At 38.2% G+C, this 22,723-nt stretch carries 17 protein-coding genes; 1 reads left to right on the top strand and 16 read right to left on the bottom strand.

Annotation, left to right across the window (positions count from 1 at the left end; genetic code table 11):
- Positions 1-97: 97 nt before the first annotated feature.
- Together P0077_RS10160 and P0077_RS10155 are read right to left on the bottom strand one after the other, a co-directional pair.
- A complete protein-coding gene (locus tag P0077_RS10160) occupies positions 98-481 on the bottom strand; it encodes a DUF3037 domain-containing protein (protein WP_276169066.1) in 384 nt (127 codons plus the stop codon).
- Positions 471-1,250, bottom strand: coding sequence for a HipA family kinase (locus P0077_RS10155; RefSeq protein WP_276169065.1), 780 nt, complete (start codon positions 1,248-1,250; stop codon positions 471-473). The genes P0077_RS10160 and P0077_RS10155 overlap by 11 nt, the downstream gene beginning before the upstream one ends.
- 422 nt (positions 1,251-1,672) lie before the next feature.
- Between P0077_RS10155 and P0077_RS10150 the strand changes: the two genes are divergently transcribed.
- The gene (locus P0077_RS10150; RefSeq protein ID WP_276169064.1) at positions 1,673-2,605 is read left to right on the top strand and encodes a DUF6807 family protein; all 933 of its coding nucleotides are present in this window, start codon (positions 1,673-1,675) and stop codon (positions 2,603-2,605) included.
- A 92-nt stretch (positions 2,606-2,697) separates the two neighbouring features.
- On the opposite strand, the gene P0077_RS10145 is transcribed toward P0077_RS10150, so the two are convergent.
- The 14 genes from P0077_RS10145 to P0077_RS10080 all read right to left on the bottom strand — a co-directional run bounded on the left by P0077_RS10145 (position 2,698) and on the right by P0077_RS10080 (position 22,707).
- Positions 2,698-3,564: a DUF4861 family protein gene (locus tag P0077_RS10145; RefSeq protein ID WP_276169063.1), complete on the bottom strand. Its 867-nt coding sequence runs from the start codon at positions 3,562-3,564 to the stop codon at positions 2,698-2,700.
- 78 nt (positions 3,565-3,642) lie between these two features.
- On the bottom strand, positions 3,643-5,136 hold the full coding sequence (locus P0077_RS10140; protein ID WP_276169062.1) for a glycoside hydrolase family 88 protein: 1,494 nt from the start codon (positions 5,134-5,136) through the stop codon (positions 3,643-3,645).
- 74 nt (positions 5,137-5,210) lie between these two features.
- Complete coding sequence (locus tag P0077_RS10135; RefSeq protein ID WP_276169061.1) at positions 5,211-6,062, bottom strand: glycoside hydrolase family 16 protein; 852 nt, start codon at positions 6,060-6,062, stop codon at positions 5,211-5,213.
- Positions 6,063-6,168: 106 nt separating this feature from the next.
- On the bottom strand, positions 6,169-7,554 hold the full coding sequence (locus tag P0077_RS10130; RefSeq protein ID WP_276169060.1) for an alpha-L-fucosidase: 1,386 nt from the start codon (positions 7,552-7,554) through the stop codon (positions 6,169-6,171).
- Between the two features lie 62 nt (positions 7,555-7,616).
- Positions 7,617-9,602, bottom strand: a complete 1,986-nt coding sequence (locus tag P0077_RS10125) for a hypothetical protein (RefSeq protein ID WP_276169059.1) — start codon at positions 9,600-9,602, stop codon at positions 7,617-7,619.
- Positions 9,603-9,896: 294 nt separating this feature from the next.
- Complete coding sequence (locus P0077_RS10120) at positions 9,897-11,024, bottom strand: glycoside hydrolase family 88/105 protein (protein WP_276169058.1); 1,128 nt, start codon at positions 11,022-11,024, stop codon at positions 9,897-9,899.
- A 26-nt stretch (positions 11,025-11,050) separates the two neighbouring features.
- The gene (locus P0077_RS10115; protein ID WP_276169057.1) at positions 11,051-12,367 is read right to left on the bottom strand and encodes a dienelactone hydrolase family protein; all 1,317 of its coding nucleotides are present in this window, start codon (positions 12,365-12,367) and stop codon (positions 11,051-11,053) included.
- Positions 12,354-14,282, bottom strand: a complete 1,929-nt coding sequence (locus P0077_RS10110; RefSeq protein ID WP_276169056.1) for a sialate O-acetylesterase — start codon at positions 14,280-14,282, stop codon at positions 12,354-12,356. The genes P0077_RS10115 and P0077_RS10110 overlap by 14 nt, the downstream gene beginning before the upstream one ends.
- A 22-nt stretch (positions 14,283-14,304) precedes the next feature.
- The gene (locus P0077_RS10105; protein ID WP_276169055.1) at positions 14,305-16,296 is read right to left on the bottom strand and encodes a hypothetical protein; all 1,992 of its coding nucleotides are present in this window, start codon (positions 16,294-16,296) and stop codon (positions 14,305-14,307) included.
- Between the two features lie 165 nt (positions 16,297-16,461).
- Positions 16,462-17,625, bottom strand: coding sequence for a galactonate dehydratase (dgoD, locus tag P0077_RS10100; RefSeq protein ID WP_276169054.1), 1,164 nt, complete (start codon positions 17,623-17,625; stop codon positions 16,462-16,464).
- A gap of 50 nt (positions 17,626-17,675) precedes the next feature.
- Positions 17,676-18,452, bottom strand: coding sequence for an SDR family NAD(P)-dependent oxidoreductase (locus P0077_RS10095; protein WP_276169053.1), 777 nt, complete (start codon positions 18,450-18,452; stop codon positions 17,676-17,678).
- Positions 18,453-18,513: 61 nt separating this feature from the next.
- Positions 18,514-19,764 carry an MFS transporter gene (locus P0077_RS10090; RefSeq protein ID WP_276169052.1) on the bottom strand — a complete coding sequence of 417 codons (1,251 nt, stop codon included), beginning with the start codon at positions 19,762-19,764 and terminating at the stop codon, positions 18,514-18,516.
- A 43-nt stretch (positions 19,765-19,807) separates the two neighbouring features.
- Positions 19,808-21,235 (bottom strand): GH39 family glycosyl hydrolase, encoded by a 1,428-nt coding sequence (locus P0077_RS10085; RefSeq protein ID WP_276169051.1) that lies wholly within the window; start codon positions 21,233-21,235, stop codon positions 19,808-19,810.
- 41 nt (positions 21,236-21,276) lie between these two features.
- Positions 21,277-22,707: a RagB/SusD family nutrient uptake outer membrane protein gene (locus P0077_RS10080; RefSeq protein ID WP_276169050.1), complete on the bottom strand. Its 1,431-nt coding sequence runs from the start codon at positions 22,705-22,707 to the stop codon at positions 21,277-21,279.
- Positions 22,708-22,723 lie beyond the last annotated feature (16 nt).

Raw genomic sequence — 22,723 nt, 5'->3', positions numbered from 1 at the left:
GAATTTCAAAACTAACATGATGCCTTAAAAGTGAATATTACAATTCATTTGAGTATTACTAAGAAAAACGAAATTTACCTGAAAAACACCTCATAAATTAAAGAACATACAAGTTAAAAAGTATTTCCAACTCTTTCTCAGGGTCCGTACAAAGACCAGGGTGCGGTTTTGAACTTTGTATAATTGTACTCCTAGAAGCGGTTAGCCAGCGAAATCTTGAGGGCAGGTCCAGCGTCCCAATAACCCCACCTTTAGGCTCACCCTCACATACCAACTTCCAAGCTTTTAAATACGCTTCTATATCTTCCTGTGCCACATCGCAAGCAAATGCTTTTAAACGATTTGGATCAATGGCAAACTTCATGCGTAAGAACTTTTTTCTTTTAGAGAACACAATGGCCCCAACGTTTATAAATTCTCCACGTTCTACTTTTGGAACTAATCTTATTATGGCAAATTCATATGTAACTCTATCTTGCATCTGCCGCTTCTTTAACCAACACTTCTAATTTTGCCAATCGGGTGTTCAAAAACTCTTTGTATGCCGCTCGTTTTTCCAGTGGCGTTAACTGATCGGATTCACTCAACAACCAATCTTCAGGAACATTAGATACAATTTCTGCAATCACAGTTTCATCTATTCGCTCTTTAATTTCGTTCGCTGCCTGCGTCAATTCGCTAGCTCGCTCTAAAAGCACATGATCTTTTATAGCCGGAAAAGTTCTGTCCAAATGGGTTCGCCAGGTTTCCCAATTGTGATGGAAATAAAAACTAGAACCGTGATCAATGAGCCAAAGCTCTTTGTGCCAATTAAGCAAGTTTGTATTCTTTGCCGTACGGTCTATATTACTGATCATACCATCCAACAGAACAACCTTTGAAGCTGTCAAGGGGTCTGCAACAGACACCAACGGGTCATAAACTATGGATCCTGACAGGTAATGTAATCCTAAATTTAAACCCACACTAAACTTGAGTAAATCTTGAATTTCTTCATCTGGCTCAGTTTTATTAAAACTGTCGTCCAAATTCATAAAAACAATTTCCGGGACTTTAAGCCCCATAGCACGGGCAAGTTCGGCTCCAATTAGCTCGGCAATCAAAGCTTTTTTGCCTTGCCCCGCACCTCTAAACTTTATGACATACAAAAATTCATCGTCCGCTTTTACAAGCCCGGGAAGTGAACCTCCCTCACGTAAAGGTTTAATATATTGAACCACATCTACGGTACGAATTTCAATTGTATTCATAGTTGCTAAGGTAGTGAAAGTTGTAATTTTGAATCTATATTTTTGGGCATAAAAAAAGCCGAGAATACATCTCAGCTTTTTTCTTTCTACTCTGTACTCGAGGCGCGAATCGAACTTATTCAAACAAGAGAATATAACCTTATGGTTCATAATATATTTAACGTAAGAATTACTTTATTCCCTCTTATTTTTCTCATTGGTCTTAAAACGACCTGCTAATTCGAGCATCTAAAAGACTTAATTTTAATATTGCTTCAGGCAACTTTCTTACTGAATAAAAAATAATAAGCTCACCATTATGACATACCTATCATTTTAGTATGTAAAAACCTTAAAAATCGCCTACTTTCATAACATAAAATGAGAATGTTTTATCGAAAATTATAGTACTTAAATTTTCGGATAATTTTTAACAAGTTAACATGTATCGATTATTATTATTTATCAGTCTAACAAATATTCTAAGCGCACAAAACATTAACGTCAAAATTCAAAGTAATATAGCCTGTTTTACGGAAAATAAGGATAGCATCTTGAATTACCAAATAGCTGACAAATCGCTGAATGGCACTTATAAAAGATCTAATTATATACACCCGCTGTATACTTTGGATGGTCAAATACTAACTGAGGACTTCCCTAAAGACCATCTACATCATAGAGGTGTTTTTTGGGCGTGGCATCAATTATACATTAACGACACAAAATTAGGAGATGCATGGGATATAAATGATTTTCACTGGATTGTAAAATCCGTCAAAGAGCTCAAGGTTGAGGGAAAAGCTAAAGCTATACAAGCTGAAGTGCTATGGAAAACCACTCGTTGGAAGGATGAAAATGGTAAAGAAAAGCCTGTAGTTAGAGAAATGACTACAATAAAAGTCTACCCCACTAAAAATCGTTATCGACAAATAGACATTAAAATATCTATATGCGCTTTAGAGTCAAATATGAGTCTAGGTGGGGCTCAAAATAAAACAGGTTATGGAGGTTTTTCTGCTCGAGTTCGTCTAGTAAACGATATTGCTTTCGCCAGTTCTACTGGAGTGGTAACACCCGACATTTTACCCGTAATTGCAGGTGACTGGATAGATATTTCTGGGTCTTTTAGTAAAGACGGCGTGCTCTCAGGACTGAGCATTCTTAGTCATCCGGATAATCCCGGCTTTCCAAATCCATGGGTTTTGCGCTCCAAAGGAAGTATGCAAAATGCCGTTTACCCTTATCCCGGAGAAAGTGCCGTACCTTTATCAGAAACTCAACCTACAACTTTACGTTATCGGTTGCTTGTTCATGAAGGCGACAATGAGGCTCTTGATATTGAATCAATACATACTGACTTTGGAAAAAATTAGCTTTTAGAAATTGTAAGGGTTACAACAGGTTACTGAATTCCATAATCGAAATAAGCATATAAAGAGTTTCCCGTTTTACTTTCGAAGATTTATTAGAGTTTTGATTCTTCCTCAATATACGCTAAAAACTTTTCAAAGGTATTTAGCTTTTTTTCTTTAGCATTAGCTGAAACAATCCAACTCTCCAATAGTTTTGTTGGTTTTGATACAAGTAGATATTGACTTTCTTCGCTGATTTTTTGAACAAAATCATTGGGATTAAACAGTATTGCAGACCCTATTTCAATTTTATCCACCGCCACATCTTCGGGGTGTAAACCCCATGTGGAAATATAGTTAGACTCACTATTAATCTTATGCCCTGGGTGATGATTAATTCCTGTGACAAATTGTACAGGTTCGGAGGTAAGGGCAAATGCTTCTACCTTGGCTTTACGAATACCCGTAAAAACGGTTACCCGTACCAATATATCAACATTTGTATTTTTGTATGGTATGCCTTCAGAAAGCATTTCCATATAAGAAATAGTTCCTTCCTTTACCACTCTTGCAGTTCTTTTGGTAATGGGGTTCAAGGGCACTACCTTTTCCCCATCCCATAATCGAATACCGCCAAGTCCTACCGTATTCCCAACTTTATAATAATCCGCACCCCATCCATTTTTTTGCTGTTCCACGCTAGGGTACCATTGTGCTTTACGTATCTCTAAACCTTCTTTCGTTTTAGAGTATACATCAATAGCGGCCACCTTGTTAAAATAGATTCTAAAACCAAGCCACTCATTTTCAATAGCTGATCCATGATGCCCCAAAACATTAAATAAATCTCCCTCCTTGGAGCTTACCTCATTTAAGTAGTTTGTACTATCCTTTTTAAAAAACAAACTTACATCGGTATTGTTTTGTGCAAAAGTAATATTATTGATAAATACTATAATAATTACCACGATTAGACGCATAGTGATTTGCTTTTATTTATTTACTGATTCCTTTACCCCTATTATATTTTAAGTTTTGCCGATTAAATAAATGAGTATTTATTTTCTAAAGGCATATAATTGGGCCATCATTCCCATTCCCATTTGGGCAATTACTCGATAATTACTTTGTTGCAATCCAATTCCTCCCCTATTATCTTGAGCTGCTCCTTTAAGAAAACCATCCGGTGTAAGGTACTGCTGCAGACCTATCCAACATTTTTTAGCATATATCGCATATTTTGACTCCAAATAACCATTTTGTACCCCTGTCATAATTGCTGCCGAAATTCCGGCAGAGCCAGAAGTATCAGGTGCAACATCTTGATCCATAAAGCAGTTCCATAGCCCATTTTCGCGTTGCATAGCAACAACAATATCAACTCCCTCTCTAAACTTTTCTATAATTACCTGATCCTCGATTTCTCCTTCCAGTTCAGAAATTGTTCGAACGGACCCCAATAAAAACCACGCTGCACCCCTTGCCCAATTCTTATATGTCTTTTCTCCTTGGTTATACCGTAAGTAAAAAGAGCCATTGTTCAGCAATACAAAACGATGTCTGAGCTGTTCCAAAGCATTTTGCATCAAATCTTTACGTTTCCACAATTTTCCGATAACCGCCATTGGATATGCCACCGTATAACATCCCTCGGCGGTAAGTGAATGGCCATCGGTAACCATACCGTTCTCTTTTGTATAAGAATCCCAAGCTTTGACTACTGTTTTTAATATTGGATGAGAAGCATCTAACCGAGCTAATGTTGCAAATGGAATTGTAGATTCAATTCCATCTATTTGATTAAACTTTGGCATACTATGAGCATTTTCATAGATTAGATTTTTATTATCATCAAAAAATAAATCAAAATGCTTTTTAATAATGTCCAAAGCCTGTTGCGTACCTTTTTGTGAGTAAATCTGCCAAAGACCATCAAGCACTGTTCCTTCTCGCCAGCCAAATGCCTGTATTGAGTTAAGTGACATAAAATTGTCCAAAAAGGTCTCTACGGAACCATTTTTCTCAGTAGAAACACAAAGATGTGGCAATAATAATTGATTGTTACCATCGATTGATTGCCTGTCAAAAATCCAAAGTGGCTCAGAAGCTTCCAGAAAAAGGACAAGACCATGTTTATTTATTGACCGAACATGTTTTTTATCAATTTCGAGTTCGTATGGTACCAATACGGAAGAACTTTTAATAGCTATAGAGCCTATATCAATTTCAGTATCAGGTATTCTAATTTTCAATAATTTTTCGTCCCACGTTTCTTGAGCTATGGATATCCTAAAAAAAACATTTGTGTTTGGAAGGTTTGATAATGGCTTTAAAACAATAAAGTCATTAGGCCTTATACCGGCTGTACGCCATCCAAATGCAGCTCTTTTCCCTTTTGGAATTTCAATTGGATTTTGGGAAATAATCTTTACATCGATTGTTTTGGTCCCTTTAAATCTAACTTCTGAAAGTAAATCACATGCAGTTGAAGGAAGTAGAAAAACCCCCAGACCAAGGGTGGGTATTTTTTCTAAAAAAATTCGTCGTTGCATATTGTCTTTTGATTTGGGTTGTTTGATTTTTTTAAAATGCTGAATTCGATAGTTTAATTATTCTACACTCATTTTTAAATTTTTACTTCATCATACACCCGTACGTAATCGACTTCAAAATAATCAGGTAGTATAGCCTCTTTAAGAATCGGGGACGCAGCTCCTTCCCGATACCCATTGCATTCCGCAGATACCAAAATAAACTGCTCTGTATGGGAAACAGGACCAGATATCCGCCAAGTTTCCTTTCCGTCAACATAAAAAACATAGCCTGTTGGACTCCAATCAACCCCGTAGGTATGAAACTCGTTATCGTTCAAACCCATTTTCATTTCACCAGATCCCTCGTGCTCATGGTTTTCTCCATACCCGTTCCAATGAATATTTTGGCTAATCGTACCATTTCTTTTAAAATTCTCCATGATATCGATTTCCACTCCAGAAGCCAAGGGGTCCAATGATGAGCCTATGGTTGGAGATTGTAACCAAAATGCGACCCACCATCCTTCTTGGGTCGGTAATTTGCATCGAATTTCATAATACCCATATTTATGTAAAAACTTGGGGGATTTCAGATTCGCTATTGGCCAAGTCAATTCTGTCTTTCCATACTGATTTCCGGGCCGATCCATGAAATTGCTTCCCGTTTGTAGTTGTGTGGTATGATATTCTCCTTCATTTTTATACGCTTTCATCAGCAGACTACCCTTACCGTCTAATTTATAAGCGTCATCCGTCCAAGTTATATGGCGAGTTTGCATTATATGCAGCCTAAATCCCCACTTTGTGGTATCCAATTCTTTCCCGTTAAACTCATCATTCCACACTAACTTCCAGGTTTTATCTTTTGGCAGATGATTGGTCGATTGTGCAAAACTCATTTGAATATTGACCATATTCATGATAATCGTAAAAAGTACTGTCAAATAATAAATGTTACATTTCCTCATGATTGCGTTTATCTTACTTTATTTTTAAACTACTATGGATTGATTGTTTATGAGTTCAACTATAGAAGCTGTCATATAAATCTTATTCATTCTGAAATTTTAATACCCACGCATTTTCGCACTTGGGTTTTCGCTGCAGTTCCACAGGAATCTCAACGAAAAATCCTGTACCATTTTTCTCCCATTTTAATGGTTTATTATACCCAAGTAAATAAACCTCATCCCCTTCTTTTGGTTGCATGGACGAAATGGAAATTCTAGCCGGCATTTTTGTTTCTCCTTCATCGGGGAGATAAAATGCGTAGACAAAATCATCTTTTTGGGTAAACACCAATTTGGTTTCATGGTATGGAACTATTGGTTTTGTACCGTAAATAGCTTCTCCATTGATTTTCATCCAATCACCAATACTCTCTAAACGTTCATAGGCGGTATCGTCAAAATCACCATTGGGGCTAGGGCCAACATTCAACAGGAAATTTCCGCCTCTCGAAACAATTTTAACCAGTAATTGGACCAATTCGTATACCGATTTATAATTCTCATTAGGCCTATAGGACCATTTTTCGCCCATTGTCATACAAGTCTCCCATGGGTAATCCAATGCCTTGTCCGGAACCTGTTGTTCTGGAGTACGATAGTGCTCGTATTCCGTATACATATGACGAGCAACTAGCAAGGCTTGGGGTTGATTATCGCTAATCACTTTTTCAAATCGAGCCCAATCAACCTTTTTTTCATTTGACACATTATTCAAATCGAACCATAACATGCCCAATTTTCCATAGTCACTTGTCAATTCATCCAGTTGGTTGTAAATAAAATCATTATAGTTCTGCCATTTTGCTGGATATTTTTCAGGTGAATAGTTAATTTGACGATTAAACGGTGGAAAATAATCCCACCAAAAATCGTTATGGTGCCAATCAGAAATAGAATAGTAGGCTCCCGCCATAAAATCCTTGGCACGAAAGGCATCAAATATCTCTTTAGTTACATCAGCTCTAGGATTTGAGCTAAACGGAGTCTTAGTGCTAGTGATTTTATAGTCCGACTCTTTTGTATCGTACATATTAAAACCATCATGATGTTTAGTGGTAAACACCATATATTTCATACCCGCATATTCAGCTGCCTTTGCCCATTTTTCTGGATTAAAATTGACTGGATTAAACGTAGTCTGAAGGTTTTCATATTCCTTAACATAGTCGAAATAGCTCATTCCTTCAGGGCGAACGGAGGTAAACCCCTCATCTTCTGGGCAAAGCGACCATGATTCTACAATGCCCCATTGACTATAAGTACCCCAATGCAAAAACAGGCCAAATTTCATGTCCTGCCATTCTTCCAAGGTTTTCATTTTTTCTTGTTCTTTTGGATATTGATACTCAGGATGTTTATCCTGGGCACTTAATCCTTCTGCTATAAGTAGAAAAAACAATAGTAAACTTGCAATTTTACATTTCATAAAAGTCTTATATTTAGTAGTTTATACTCTCTTACGTTGTTTATATGAATAATTGCACTTTTCTAATTTGTGTCAATTCTTCTTAAAGTCATTGTCACCTTCACTTCGCCCATATCGTTGAAACTCGTATTACCTCTTAGATATAGACTTCTATCTGAGCCAGAACCCGTTAATGAAGGTTCATTTATATTGGCTATTGTTGATCCAGTGGTAGAAATATTTGGCAACAGGTTGTTTGCAGCCCCCGAATTAGTTCCTAATGACAATGAAGTTATATTAGCGTCCAAATCACTAAGTACACTTGCTTGTACATCTACAATTGAATAATCTGCATCAACAAGAATTTCCAATTGCTGTTCCTGTAGCGAGCCTAAATCAACCGTTTCTGTTATAGTCCAAGTTGCTGTTACTTCATTATTAATTTGCTCTATAATATAATGGTTGTTTAGGTCTATAACTTTAGCATAGTTATTGTTCGGGTTGACAGGTTTTGCAAACAGCATTCTTGACCTCAACGCTCTCGGATTTGGGCTAATATCCCTCCAACCTTTTACAACGACTTCATAATGATTACCACCTCCCTCATTCATAGCCAAATCATTATGATACACAACACCTCTCCATTCTTGAGTTGATGAGTGAGTTTCTATATCAAGAGTTGAATTTATGATAGTATTACCGCTTCCACTAATCCCAAAAGGACCAGAATAAATTGTATTCAGTTCCTTAACATAAATATCAATAGCATCCATTAAATTTCCCGACCCTGTCATTGCATCTAGAGGATACACTGCTGCAATTGCTGCATTATCTTGCAATTCAATATTTTGAAAACTTGAATTATTTACAGTTCCTACCCATCTAAAAGCATTAAATTGCCATGAAGCGCTAAATATTGAAGAATTAAACTCTGCATATATATCTTTAAAAACTCCATTTTCTATTCCTCCAAAATCGCCTAAACCATCTCTTCTAAAGGATTTGTAACCATCTACATAAGGGTTATTTTGTTTATCGACCAGTTTTAAAGAATGGCAATAACCGCTAGATCCCCTAACATCTTCATTCCCCACGTATTCACCATAATCTACAGTATCAATAAATCTTACATCACTACAATTGTAGGTAGGCGAGTTATCACTATTCAGATATATTAAGTGTGGCGGTGGCATCCATTTGTCCGCTCCTCCAATATTTGAACCATCCGCTGATTGAGCATCCGAATATCGATAAGACCTTAAGCCCGTGCTTTCAAAATTCTTGACTATACCTTGAACTCCCATTAAAGTCCCGTCGAACACCAAATTTTTAAAAGTAATGTTTCTACATATATTGGTATCTTCCAAATCATTGTCAACAACTTCTTGGTCTGAATTGTATTGTTCATTGAACTTTATACCGCCTATCATAAAAGTATCAGCAGTTTTACCTTTTGCTTTAAATTTTACATTATCAAAATTGATATCACTTGCCGCATAGAGAAGAAAAGTATACATGAAGTTAATAGCCCCTTTGTAGATAGGGTTTGAATTGTTGAAAGTAATATTTCTTTCAGTTTCAAGATAATTTTGAAGATTAGCTTGATTCAAATCTTTTATACTAGCATCCGACCCATAATTTATGGATGCATCGTAAGCGTTGTCATATAAAATTGTAATGTCCTTAATAGTAACATTATTGCTGAGCGCCATTATGAAGGCGGGGGAACGTAGATGGTTAACTATTATCTTAGCTCCATTTTTCCCCTCTATATAAATATTATCAGGTATAAAAATAGTCTTGGCACCAATCTCCTCTACATCAAGGAATATATCCTTGTCAATGATTATCTTTTTTCCTGTTGAGTCTGCAGCATCCAATGTAGCCACAAATGCGTCCCTATCGTCTGTAACTCCATCCATAGTTGCCCCAAACCATTGGGGTTTTATATAATTCACATTGTCATCATCAACGAAATCTTTTATATCTTTTATATCAATATACTCGCAACTGGATAACATTGACCCAAGACCACAAATAAGTATAATGGCAAAAATTGTTTTTCTCATAATGAATAAAATTTAGGTTAATAATTGACTTATTTAATTTTTCTATAATTTCAAAATTCTAAACCTCAACAAATTGACTTCCATCTTATCTTTCGCAACATCACCAATCAATACCATCTATTAAGCACGAACACCTTGGCTATAGGCCTCAAAAGTTCATTGAAACCCAATACTTCAATTACTTTCGTAGTTTTCTTTTGAGCAGTCTTTTATGACTTGATATTCTTTAGAGGTCCGCCAAATATTAACCTCTTAAAAAACAATTGGATAAACCTCCCTTATAACCAACTATAACTATCGTACCAAAGCAGTAGCGCACCAAAGTAATGGAGCCTGCCCATGCAGATCACCAACAATTCGCGGTCGGTTCATGTAATGGTCTCGACTGTTCATAATGTTCGTACCGGCGCACACCTCGGTAAGCTCATCATCTTCGTTGATATAGTCCGTTAGCGAAAGCCAGCCCTTGCGTGCCGCCTTTCCGTATATTTTCTTGTTCAGCCAACCCTCTTTTACCCCAGTAATCATCGCATAAGTGAACATCGCTGTTGCGGAAGTCTCTTTCCACGCAGACTTATCATCAACAATTTGTCGCCACATACCATCTTCTGCTTGATATTTTAATAGTGATGACATCATTTCATGGTAACCGGCGATTATACGTTCTCGATCAGCATTATCTTTGGGTAACTTTCGTAAAATTTCAGCCATACCTACCGCCATCCACCCATTTCCTCTTCCCCAACTAAAAGGTGCTTCAGGAGCATGGTAGAACAATCCATTTTTCAATTGTATTTTATCTAAGTATAAAACCATTTCCTTAGCTGCCCTGTCAATATATTTTTGATCTTTGGTTGCTTTAAATGCCTGTGCCTGAATTGCAGTAATCATAAACATATCATCGATCCATATACGAGTCTGCCATGAATATCCTTGATCAGCCCATTGTTTCTGTTCTTCGTTGGCATTTTCTGGTAAAATCCACTGACTATCGGCATATTTTAATCCCATTTTTAGATAATTTTCGTCTCCAGATTTCATATATAATTCCAATGGAACTGCTCCAAAAACATTATTATCAACATGATTGGGCTTGGGAAGTAAATTCATATCCTCATTAAGCAAGGGTTGAAAACGATCCTTAAAACGACTAAAAAGTTTTTCGTTTTTGGTAACTTCTGCAAACCACAATCCTCCCAACCATGTACAAACGTCAGGATAGGTAATTTGTGTGGGGGGCTTCACCGGGTTGGTATTACCGTATAAGGAATGTGAAGTATTGAGGAATTTTTCTGAAATTCTCATACCAATTTCCTGTGGTGTTTTCCCCTTTGGGAACCGTTTTAAATTATGGTCAGCCTGTCCTGTTACCGAAAGGGACATAATTATAAATACAATAGTGATTAAAGTCTTGGTATTCATTTTAAAGGTCTTTTTTACTGAAAAATTCAATTATTTATCTTTATGATACTACTTGAGACGGTTACCGGTCTTGAATCTGAAATTGAAGCGAAACAAACAACACCATCTTCTAGTTGCCCTGTTGGAATCTCCGCTTCGAACCAACCATTATTCAAGCTAGTAGCTAAAATTATCTCCCAAACTTTTTGGGGCCATTCTTCATTTTCGAGAGCATAACACACATTGGCCCCAGAAAATGACCCTGCTCCCATAACCTGAAAACGTATTTTTGTGTTCCCGTTTTTCATCCTGACAGATTCAATCTTATCAATATTAGGAAAGGGCATACCTTTACCTTTCAGGAAATATTCAAAATAAACCAGCTCCATGGACAACCAGCCTGGTTCTTCTTCACTAATCCCACTTGTGCCTCCCGGAAGTTCTATTTTGTGTGAATTGTTGGGTGCGTATAAATGATTTGTTTCACCTTTTATGCTCTTTAGCGTTTGTGACACCGCGGGAGGATAAAACCAATTATCGTTCGCTGCGGCCGCAATAAAAAACGGTATTTCGATGTGTTCCGCCACCCTACCAGCATCTAGGTTCTTGAGCCAAATGGCGCGGTCCTCAGAACTCATATTGTCAAGAATCTTTAAAAACGTGGATCCAAGATCATAGTAGCCGCTTCCATACACCGAAAAAGAAGCCGTGATCTTTGAATTGGCCAGACCGGATATAAAGGTTGTCAAATAGCCGCCCCATGAAACTCCCGTCACCCCGATTTTGTCATTTATAACATCCGGTTGGGAATGCAATAAATAAAGCCCTTGAATAGAAGCTAGAATGGCAGAAAAAAGAGTACTTGATTTTATCTCTGGCTTTACAACGAAGCGATTTTCTCCGTATTCATATTTTTCCCATGGACCATGGGTCATTGGTATTTTATCGGGGGCAGCCACCCCGGGCTCATCCAAGACCACCGTTACATACCCTTGGGCCGCCCATTTTTTTGCCCTCTCGACCTGTGCATATCCTGCTCCCCCATGCAAAACAAGCAGCCCAGGATAATTGCCCTCCTTTGCGGGACGGGCAATAGCGGCAAAGACCTCGGCACTTTTCTGCTCTCCAGCTTCCATGTAGGTATAGGAATGAAAAACCAACTTCCTTAGCCTGACTCCACCTTCAATTTCTTCGCCTAAATCCTTTACAATTTTAGGCCCCTCTTCTATTAGGTAGGGCCTAAAAAGTCTAGAAGGATCCTTTTGACCCATAGTTAGATTTGGACATATCCATATCTGGAGCATTATAACCCAGACACCTAACATTCGCTTCAAAAGCGGTACAGTGGTTCTAATCATCATCATTCTGGTCATCTGTTCTAAATGGACTTGCTGGTAAACCTTCCACATTATATAAATTCGTTTCTGGATTGTTCCCCCAAGCATATCTTACATAAGCCGGTTGAGTAACCTGATCACTTTCAAGACTGATTTTGTTACCTACTATTTTTGCCTTGGCCCAAACAAAATTTTTATCTTGACCAGCAATCGCAAAGCCTTTTACGTTCGATGAATTGTCCAAGATGACCAAACCAGAGCCTATATTTTGGAAGGAAATCACCGCTTTTTGATTCTTAAATTTTACGGATTTGAAAGTGGGGCCGGCAAATATCGTTTCGGTTTTCCCATAGTCTTTGTTCAAGGCTATCAATGCTAAACGTAGTCCCACATCCTGTTTATTCTTTGGATGGATGTCCCCCGCTTCGCCCACATCAATACCAACGGCCTCTCCGGTTTTAGGTAACGATAGAGCCTTTGTTTGTGCCTCTCTCAGTTCGGCCCAGGTACTTCTGGATGGTTTGTCATCAATTTTCATGTAATTAGGAAGTTGCACCCAATAAAAGGGAAGCTCCTCACCCCATTTTTTTCGCCAGTCTTTGATCATAAGTGGAAAAAGCGTTTCATATTGCCTCGCTCTACCCACATTTTGTTCCCCCTGATACCAGAGTATCCCTTTGACCTTTAATTTTAGTAACGGGTTGATCATGGCGTTGTAAAGTATACTTGGATATAAATTGCGAGCATTTGGCTCGTACTCGAACATATCGCTGGTAATCGCTTTTCTGTATGCCCAATCTCCCGCTAAAGAATATTTTTTGCTTTTAAGCTTTAAGAACAGGTCTTCCGCCTTGCCCATAAAACCTCCATTGCCGCCATTGTCATCAATCCTGACCGCAACGGTATTTGTTCCTTCCTGTAAAATCCCTTCTGAAATTCCATAGCTTCTCTCCTTCGAATTCGAATCCGTATGACCCACAGTTTTTCCATTAATCCATACCATATCCTGTTGATTTATGGGCCCCAGGTTGAGAACTCCCTTCTTTTGGCCGGTTGTAGCGGGCAAATCGATTGTGGTATAGAACCAAACCACCCCATCGATACGCTTTAGCTCGGATTGGTCCCATCTAAGGGGCATTTCGCAGGTTTCATATTCTGTGGTATTGCTCGGGAATGTGTAGTCTTCTTCCTTACTATCCTCCTTTCTCTTCTTTGCCTCTTGAAATAATCTTTGAGCAGTTTCTTGATTTTCAATGAACGCAACGGGATTATCACCGAAAATATCGTACGGGTAACGTTCCCAATATTCCATAGGAAGTTTTTTATAGGCATCTTTACCTATCCAGGTCTCAATCTGAGTACCTCCCCATGAAGCGTTGATCAGACCGATTGGTATTCCTGTTTCTTCATATACCTTCCGGGCAAAGAAATAAGCGACAGCCGAATACCGTCCTACATTTTCTGGATTGCATTCCGTCCATTTTCCTTCCAAGTCTTCAACTGGTTCAAAGGCCATGTCCCGTTTAACCCTAAATGATCGTATTTCGGGATAATTAGCACTGGCAATTTCCGCTTTGGCGTTCTTGACATCTTGAACAACAAACTCCATGTTTGATTGTCCACTGCAAATCCATACATCCCCAATCATAATATTTTGCAACACAATGGTATTCTTACCGTGAACGCTCAATTCATACGGACCTCCATAGTTCATAGATTTCAAGGTGACAGCCCATTTCCCATCGAGATCAGTTATTGTTTTAACTCTCTGACCGTTACATACGACCTCGATTTTTTCGCCTGCTTGTGCCCAACCCCAAATTGTTATTGGTTTATCCCTTTGCAGCACCATATTATTATTAAATATCTTAGGCATAACTACTTGGGCCTGTGTAAAAAGTCCAATACCGAAGAACAATAGAATGAATAATATCTTTTTCATATAATTTTTTTAGGTAGATAGGTCAATTTTTGGTGATAACGGGAATATCACCTTGCCAATTCACCGTTATGTCTGTCTTGTTATCTTTTATAGTAAGAACATTGTCCGCCATATTTATGGACGGGCTCTCGATCATGGGCCATTCGCGGTACTCTATTTCTATCTTGTTCCCGATTTTTACGACTGGGATGGATTCTGCCATTCCGTTAATGCCCTTTAATACCAAATGCTCGGGCATCTCATTTTCAATAGCAATGGGTAGACCTCCCTGATATTGTATCTGCAATTTCTCCTTCTGTGAGTCGACATAGGTGACCCTCATGTTTTTCCAATCGATGGAAAGTCTGTTCTTTTTTAGAGTCTTGCGGAAATTCCCAAAAGTGCCCGATTCCTCTTTACTGCCAAGTTCAAAAACAAAACCTGTTTGTGCGTGATCACTTTTAATAATATTAAAACCATCCAATCCTTTCCCTTTTAAATCTGTTTGCTCATAAAAACTTTTTAAGGGTTTTATACCAATATACGTTTCCCCTTCCCTTAGAAAAATCCAACCTTTTTCTTCGACTTTTTCATCTACAGATTTTGGGTAACGCAACATTCCCCTTTTTATCAAGTTTTCGGCATGACCATCACGCCAGGCCCATTTAGATTCACTGGGGGACTCGATCCATGGATCTTTTTCGGGAATATTGAAAAGGGTAATCACCGTATTCTTCGAATGCGCTGTCTGTTGAAAGGGCGAAATGTTCCCTTTGTACCAGGTATCCGGGCCACGGTCCTTTTCATCACCATCGCTGAACCAGTACGGATGGAAGCAATTGATATAATTAAAACGGTCAGGACTATGGTACACGATGTTGAACCCATTGGCATCACGGTCGGCATAATCACCTCCGGGCACCCAACGAAAATTACCTGTTCCGATAGCATAGGTCTTATTGCGATACACTTTTCTCATCATCTGATGTGGAACACCTGAACCATAACTTCCAAAAGTTGAGGACGAAGTTTTTAGTTCAAATGGTGCTGAATCATTTCCTGACAACTTAAAGAAAACAGCATTGGGAACAACTCTGGATAAAGCTGCAAAAACTGTATAGCTGGTTTCATAATAGTATAAAAAATCATTCATCTTAACGTTACTCGTAGCTGGACCCCATCCCCACATCAACCAATTATAATAAGTAGTAGCCGAGATATAACTATCATCCGGAAAATGATCTTGCTGGGTATTCATCCGTCCATAGGGAGCCAAGATATTCCCTTCAAAATTATTGAGTGATAATAAGGACCATTTGTAGAGCATAAAGGCTTCGGCAATCGCCTTCATTTCCGGATCGTTAGCATATTCCAACAATATTTCGACTGGAAAGTTCATTACCACTTCATAGGTCGTAGAAAGATATTCGGTATAGCCGTGGTCATATACATTTTTGAATGTTTTTCGCAAGCGTTCTTTCATATCTGCCATTAGTTCATCGCTTGTCATTCCATTGGCCCAACGAGCATCGGGGAACAACTGTCCAAACAAATAAGCACTGCTCCACATAATAGTGGCATGGTTCTCGGTACCGTGCCCCAAAAAGCCTTCACCATTTTGCTTATCCTCTTTTGCTAAATTCTCGAGATTACTTTTTATTTTTTCCAATTGGTTGGCATTAAAACTGTCCCAGTAGCGACAAAGGGCAAGTGCAATCCCTGGAAAGTCGAACATACTCTGATGGCGATTATCCAAGTCGTTGGTAATGTAGGTCAAGGCCGCACCATCTTGTGGGTTCGCCTCAAGTCTGGCAATAGCCTTGGGAAGGCCATGCTTACCCCGTTCTGCGAGGGTAACATTTTTCAAAGAATTGATAATCTGGTTTTTGCGTAATTTATATGATGCTATATCTTGGGTGAAACTTAAAATAGGAAACAGTAAAAATGCCAGTACTAGTGTTTTCTTTATGAAATTCACCATGACCTTTTCAAAAGAAGAGTTTCTAAAAATAATATTTAGTTCTGAATTGCTCATTTATAGTTGTTTACGATATGTGTGATTTTGTGCTAAAATTTTATATTAAACTTTTTCGGTGATTGAAAGGAAGCGCGGGAATCCACGCTTCCTCAACCAACTGAACTAACTCAACTAACTCAACTAACAATTTCAGATATCAATCGCTAATGAGATAAATCTATCCTAGAAATAGGATTTTGCGTTTTCCGGTCTGATATCTGTTAAATTTCCTTTATAGTGCCTTAATTCTTGAGCCTTATAAGGGTATTTTTCTATTTCCTTTTCATTAATGTCGATTCCAAGTCCCGGTAAATCAGGAATTACCATTTTACCTTTCTCAAATTGTATATTTTCAGTACTGATTTCAGAACGCCATGGGACATCGCTACTCATTGTTTCCAACAAATAAAAATTCGGGACGCAGGCCGCCAATTGTAAGGTCGCTGCATTAGCTATAGGACCACTTGGGTTATGAGGACAAAAAGGAATGTGAAAAGATTCGGCAATGGCCGCTATTTTTTTGAGTTCCATAATACCTCCGGCATGACTGACATCTGGTTGAATAAAATCTGCAGCCTTCAGTTCGAACAACCTTTTAAAGTCCCATCTGTTATACAGGCGTTCTCCAGCAGAAACAGGTACATTAACCCTACTTTTCACCTCAGCCAATCCTTCTAGGTTTTGAGGAGGTATGGGTTCTTCGTACCAAAGAATATCAAATTGAGACAGCGCATTACCGATTCTTACCGCCGTAGGGATATCGAAACGTCCGTGGGCTTCAATAATGATATCAGCCTTATGTTTTACGGAATCATAAACTGCTTCAACACAAGACAATGCCTCATTAAGCTCTTTACGGCTTATTTGCAAATAAGAGGACCCAAAAGGATCCCATTTGAGAGCAGAAAACCCAATTTCTATGGCTTGTTTTGCCTTTTCTGCAAATTCATCAGGAGTTTTTGCTGGGGCAAACCATCCATTGGCATAACAAGGTATGGCTTCACGCACTTTACCTCCTAGTAATTGGTATACAGGAACACCTAAATCTTTGCCCTTAATGTCCCATAGCGCCATCTCAATTGCAGAAATCGCACTCATCAGAACCGCTCCTCCTCGCCAATAGCCCTCTCTGTAGGCCAAATGCCAAAACTCCTCGATTCTATGTGGATCTTTACCAACTAGTAGACCTTCCAGGTCATGACAAGCTTGCGCTACTGTGTGTTCTTTGTACTCTAAGGTTGCTTCACCAATACCATACAACCCATCAATATTGGTATATACTTTTACAAACACCCAATTTGTGCGATATGCATGGCAGATAAACGTTTTTATTGCTGTAATCTTCATTAGTTTATTTTTTCTAAAATTTCAACATCCCATGAATATTATACTCGAAATCATAAATCAACATCTGCAGGCATGTGTTGCGCAGAACATCCACCATCTACAACCAAACACTCGCCAACAATATTTTTGGCCGCGGCCGAAGCTAAGAATGCTACAGCCTGAGCAATATCGTCAGTGGTTGACTCGGTGCCAATAGGAATATTCAGATGTCTACGTTTTATATGTTCTTTTGAAAGTTTTTCCCATCTATCTGTATTGATATATCCAGGGGCCACCATATTTACTCTTATACCCTTAGGTCCCAAATCAATGGCCATCGAACGGGTAAGGGCATCGATTCCTCCCTTGCTGGTCACGTAAGCAGTACGATCATGAATGGCACGTTTAGAGACGTTTGAGCCCAAATTAATGATAGTTCCTTTGGATTTTTGTTCCATCATTATTCTAACAGCTTGCTGTGAAACTTGAAATGTACCTAATATATTTACTTTTAATACCTCAAGAAAGTCGTTGGGCTTCATCGTATCAAATTTCATCCCCAATCCTTGGTTAGCTGCATTGTTGACTAAAATATCCAGTCTTCCGTGCTTCTTTTTAATTTCCTGGAACATATGTTCTACTTGTTGTTGGTCAGAAATATCAGCCGCGTATTGGTCGAATTTTTTTAGTCCTGCTCTATTCAATTCAGAAGCCCCTAATTGGAGCCCTTTTTCTGATACACCATTAATACAGACTTTTGCTCCTTCCCTTATAAAAAGTGCGGCGATACTTACTCCTGTATTCCTGGTCGCTCCTGTTACAAGAACCACTTTGTCCTTAAATCTCATATATATCGTTTTATCGTAAGCATTTTTTTTTTAATAATTCACTTATACAGTTTAATGCCAATCACCTTTTTAGGTTTGCCGATTGATTTTTATTGTAATCCTTCAAAAAATAAAATTTATAGCCCACGAGAAATAACACTCCACATAACACCCATACGATTGCTAACAATGAAATTCCCATGGACAGACCGATTATCGGTTTTAAGTAGCCCAATATAATCGGTGATAATGAGCCCACAGAAAAACCAATCATCAGCATAATACCTGAAGCGGAGGAGTGATATTTCTCTGGAATTACATCATAGAGTACGGCATATGTGTTGGCATCGAAAAATGCTCTTCCGAATCCAAAGCCTGCAAACCCTATATACACCAACCATAATGTGTTCGAATTACCCATTAATAAGATGAATGGTGCAGCAACCAATAACCCCAGTGCTTGTACCAACATCCGGGCTTGGGGTTTTTTCTTTGCCAAAAAATCGGAGTACTTACCGGCAAATAGAATGCCTATAAAAGCAAACAAATGCGTATAGAACATAGAATGAAAACCTGCATTGGAAAGAGTCATCCCGAAATTTTCATATAAATAGGTGGGAGTCCAGGTAAGATATCCTACCAAAACAAATATGAGACCGCTAAAACCTATAGTAAGTATCAATGCGGTTGGTGTTCTGAAAATAATCTTTACGCCTTCCCAGAACTTTACTCTTTCCCCATTCTCTATTTGAACGGTATCCTTTTTTTTATCTTTTAATCGAAAAGCGAGTATAATACCGTGGATTACGCCTATACCCCCGAACGCATAAAAAGCAAACCTCCATCCGTAATGTTCGCCCAAATAGCCCGCAACATACCCAGATAGAATTATCCCGATATAATAGGAGGTTTGATGGAGTGACATTGCCAAGGATCGCGTTTTTTTATGATATTGGGCCAACAAACTATAGTTGGCTGGACCAAAAAAAGCTTCTCCTCCACCCGTAGCTACACTTCGCATTATAATCAACATCAACATAGAATTACCTAGCCCGGTAAACATTGTTGCAACGCTCCAGAAAATAATACTTAGGGTAACAATCCATTTTCGGCTAAATATATCACCTGCATAGCCGGCCAATGGAACCAAGGCAGCGTACACTAAATTAAAAACAGTGGCTATTGTACCTATTTCGACATCTGTCAGATTTAAATCGGCCTTGATCAAGGGCAATACAACATTAAAAACCTGACGGTCCGCTTGGTTTAAAAGAAAGGCCACCCAAAGGAGCCCTAGAACCTCCCATTTATATCCTTTATAGAGTTGCTTCATCAACCTGTTTATATTTACCTCTTATTAGTTTATACCGGTATTTTTACTCTTCGGCCTTTAAAGCTACTTGCGAGCGTTCCGCTATCATCATGACACCGTCCCAAACTGGGAGTTCTTCAAACTGGACCTTTTTTCCATCATTTTTCCAATCACCTTTCAACTCAAACACTTTGCCTGAGATCATGTCAACAATTACCGGATCCTTAAAATTCATGTTATCGATTTTAATATCCACCAAATCCCATTTCAAATCATCGGAAGGTATCTCATCGTTGTACCATAATAATGCTGTAGATGAATTGCCTTTTTTAAAACCGGCAACAGTCATCTTTCTAGTTGAAGAAGATTCAAAATTCATCACTCCTAAAGGAATGACCGAACTATTAAAATAAGTCATCATATGCTGCACGGCATAAAATGCCGGTTTCTTGTATAGGACTTCTTGTTTTAAATTAGAACGCAGTAAGCCCATTGACAACAGTACTTCGGGATACTTCATATCAATGATACCAAAAACACTAGTTCTGATATCCCTAGCACGATCTCCAGCCATTCTGCGCATATACCATTTTGCTTGACTTATTTCCGTCCATGGATAATCATTTAATGCATGATATACGTAATGATTATCTGAAGGTGCCGCATTTTCACCTTGAAACAATTTAATATTTGGATTATATGACTCGGCAAGAGATTTTAATTCCTCAACATCTTCATACGAGTCATCTGGATTAAATTCGTAAGGGTGATATGATAGATAATCAACTTTATCTGCCATATCATTTTTCTTAAGAACATCGAATACTTCCTTAGTGAATCCCAATGGCATCTCGGATAAAGCAAACCCAATTATTACGGCATCTGGCTGAACTTTTTTTATAGTTTCAATAGTTCTTATGAGTAAAGTAGCGTATGTTTCACCTCCGTTATTCCCATAGTTGGGCTCATTCCAAATTTCCCATTCATTTACGGTATCCTTATAATGCTCAACAGTTGCTTCCACCCAAGAACACCATGCATCCAATGTTTCTTCCGAAGAAAAAATCTTTGACCCTAGGTTGGGATTAGATTTATATAACGGATTCCCATAAGAAAGGGATATCCATGGTTGTATGCCTTGCTCTTTTAGACCATAAACATGTTCGTCCAACCATTCAAAATCATAAACACCCTTTACCTTTTCGCATTTTGCCCAACCTCCTTGAAGCCGAGCGGATTTAGCTCCTAATTCACCAACATAATCTTTGTAATTGTTGAATATGGTATAGCCTCTATCCATTGTTTCACAACCAATAGACCAAGGAGAGGATTCTATCTCCTTGGAATTTTTAGTTGCCATTAGTCCTATTTGTTCCAAGCCAGGTTTGGTCGACTTAATGGTTTCCCAATTTTTAGACTTGTATTGAGCAAAGCATATATTTCCAGTAAAGAAAAGAGTGATTACTACTTTTATTAAAATTGATTTTCTCATGTTATAAATAATACTTTATACTACTACATTAAAAGGTAAAATCAGTATCCAGGGTTTTGATCAGAACCTGGATCAATAGCATTATTATATTCGTATTCAATGTTGGGAATTGGCCAAAGAAATTGTTTATCTGCGACGTCAATTCCCTTCACATCTTTAATGGTGCTTTTTAATCTTCCTGTTCTCCTTAGATCATAGAACCGTTTGTGTTCTGAAAATAATTCGTAAAGACGTTCTTGCAATACTAAATCTATAAAAGTCTCTTCGGTATAATCAGCAAAGTTGAAATCTTCAATAGAAGGCGTATTGGGATCAAGTCCATATCCACGTCTATGGATCATATTGAGTTTTTCCATACCGTCAGCCGTAGGCCCTCCATTTGCCCGACTATCAGCTTCTGCATAAATCAAAAGTAAATCAGCATAACGATACACAGTGTAATCACAACTTAAGCTCTGGTCTGGATCTGTGAATTTTTTGTACAATAGTGTTTTTGGACCAACGCCGATATCCCAATTATATAAGTTAAATCTCCTACGTAGATCTTGAAAATCCCATTCGGAAATTGTTTTATTCTCGGAACTATCGGGCACATAAGCCGCATATGCTCCATTACCATAATAATAATCACGGTTATCCTTGTGAAGCATAACTGTAAAGGAACTTGGACTCAAGGGATTGTACTTCATATAAAAGATCTCCTCAGATGTGGATAGAACATTGGAACCAAAAATTTGGTAAAAATCATCTGGTTCAGAAACGTTTATGAGTTGATATTTGTTAGAATTTATTACCTCTAATGCTTTATCCCTAGAATTTTGCCAACTACCCATGTTCAAATAAACATCGGCCAAAAGAGTTTTAGCAGTCATTTTGATAGGGCGACCAGCCAAACTCTGATCATCAGGTAAATACTGTTCAGCAAATTCCAAATCTTCAACTATTTTCGCATAAACATCTTCTACAGAACTTCTCGGCAAATCCGGGTCTGATATGTTATCTTCCGTCCTCAAAGGGATTCCCCCCCAGTTTAAGACCAAATGAAAATAATTAAACGCCCTTAGAAATTTTGCCTCGGCAATTAGCGGATTCAATATGGTTGCATTAATTTCAACATCTGACCCACTTGCTTCTTGAATAACAAGGTTCACGTCACGAATAGAACGATAAAAATATGACCACATATTACTAGTTCTATCAATATTAGTTGGATCCAACCCCTGAAAATTACTTGTTGAGGAATATGAGCCTCTTCCTACCCCATAATCTACTTGAGATAAATTTACCAGTAAGTAATTACGGTGAAATGGACCTCGCTCCAATTGTCTATATGCACCATAGATAGCTGCTTCGAATTCTGCTTCAGTTTTATAGAAAGTCTCTGCTGCAATTGCTTTTGGCACTTCTTCAAGAGCGTTCTCACAAGAAATATGTAAGCATATAATAACTACGGCTAAGAATAAATTTTTCATAATAATAGGTATTTGC

This window comes from Zobellia alginiliquefaciens (genome assembly GCF_029323795.1).
GTDB classification, from domain to species: Bacteria; Bacteroidota; Bacteroidia; order Flavobacteriales; family Flavobacteriaceae; genus Zobellia; species Zobellia alginiliquefaciens.
The sequence above is the reverse complement of the archived record's forward strand: the minus strand, read 5'-3'. Positions and strand labels throughout refer to the sequence as shown.

What these genes read in the sequence shown, in the direction of transcription:
- P0077_RS10160 (WP_276169066.1), bottom strand. Translation starts at nt 481, where the DNA reads ATGCAAGATAGAGTTACATATGAATTTGCCATAATAAGATTAGTTCCA.
- P0077_RS10155 (WP_276169065.1), bottom strand. Translation starts at nt 1,250, where the DNA reads ATGAATACAATTGAAATTCGTACCGTAGATGTGGTTCAATATATTAAA.
- P0077_RS10150 (WP_276169064.1), top strand. Translation starts at nt 1,673, where the DNA reads ATGTATCGATTATTATTATTTATCAGTCTAACAAATATTCTAAGCGCA.
- P0077_RS10145 (WP_276169063.1), bottom strand. Translation starts at nt 3,564, where the DNA reads ATGCGTCTAATCGTGGTAATTATTATAGTATTTATCAATAATATTACT.
- P0077_RS10140 (WP_276169062.1), bottom strand. Translation starts at nt 5,136, where the DNA reads ATGCAACGACGAATTTTTTTAGAAAAAATACCCACCCTTGGTCTGGGG.
- P0077_RS10130 (WP_276169060.1), bottom strand. Translation starts at nt 7,554, where the DNA reads ATGAAATGTAAAATTGCAAGTTTACTATTGTTTTTTCTACTTATAGCA.
- P0077_RS10125 (WP_276169059.1), bottom strand. Translation starts at nt 9,602, where the DNA reads ATGAGAAAAACAATTTTTGCCATTATACTTATTTGTGGTCTTGGGTCA.
- P0077_RS10120 (WP_276169058.1), bottom strand. Translation starts at nt 11,024, where the DNA reads ATGAATACCAAGACTTTAATCACTATTGTATTTATAATTATGTCCCTT.
- P0077_RS10115 (WP_276169057.1), bottom strand. Translation starts at nt 12,367, where the DNA reads ATGATGATGATTAGAACCACTGTACCGCTTTTGAAGCGAATGTTAGGT.
- P0077_RS10110 (WP_276169056.1), bottom strand. Translation starts at nt 14,282, where the DNA reads ATGAAAAAGATATTATTCATTCTATTGTTCTTCGGTATTGGACTTTTT.
- P0077_RS10105 (WP_276169055.1), bottom strand. Translation starts at nt 16,296, where the DNA reads ATGAGCAATTCAGAACTAAATATTATTTTTAGAAACTCTTCTTTTGAA.
- dgoD (WP_276169054.1), bottom strand. Translation starts at nt 17,625, where the DNA reads ATGAAGATTACAGCAATAAAAACGTTTATCTGCCATGCATATCGCACA.
- P0077_RS10095 (WP_276169053.1), bottom strand. Translation starts at nt 18,452, where the DNA reads ATGAGATTTAAGGACAAAGTGGTTCTTGTAACAGGAGCGACCAGGAAT.
- P0077_RS10090 (WP_276169052.1), bottom strand. Translation starts at nt 19,764, where the DNA reads ATGAAGCAACTCTATAAAGGATATAAATGGGAGGTTCTAGGGCTCCTT.
- P0077_RS10085 (WP_276169051.1), bottom strand. Translation starts at nt 21,235, where the DNA reads ATGAGAAAATCAATTTTAATAAAAGTAGTAATCACTCTTTTCTTTACT.
- P0077_RS10080 (WP_276169050.1), bottom strand. Translation starts at nt 22,707, where the DNA reads ATGAAAAATTTATTCTTAGCCGTAGTTATTATATGCTTACATATTTCT.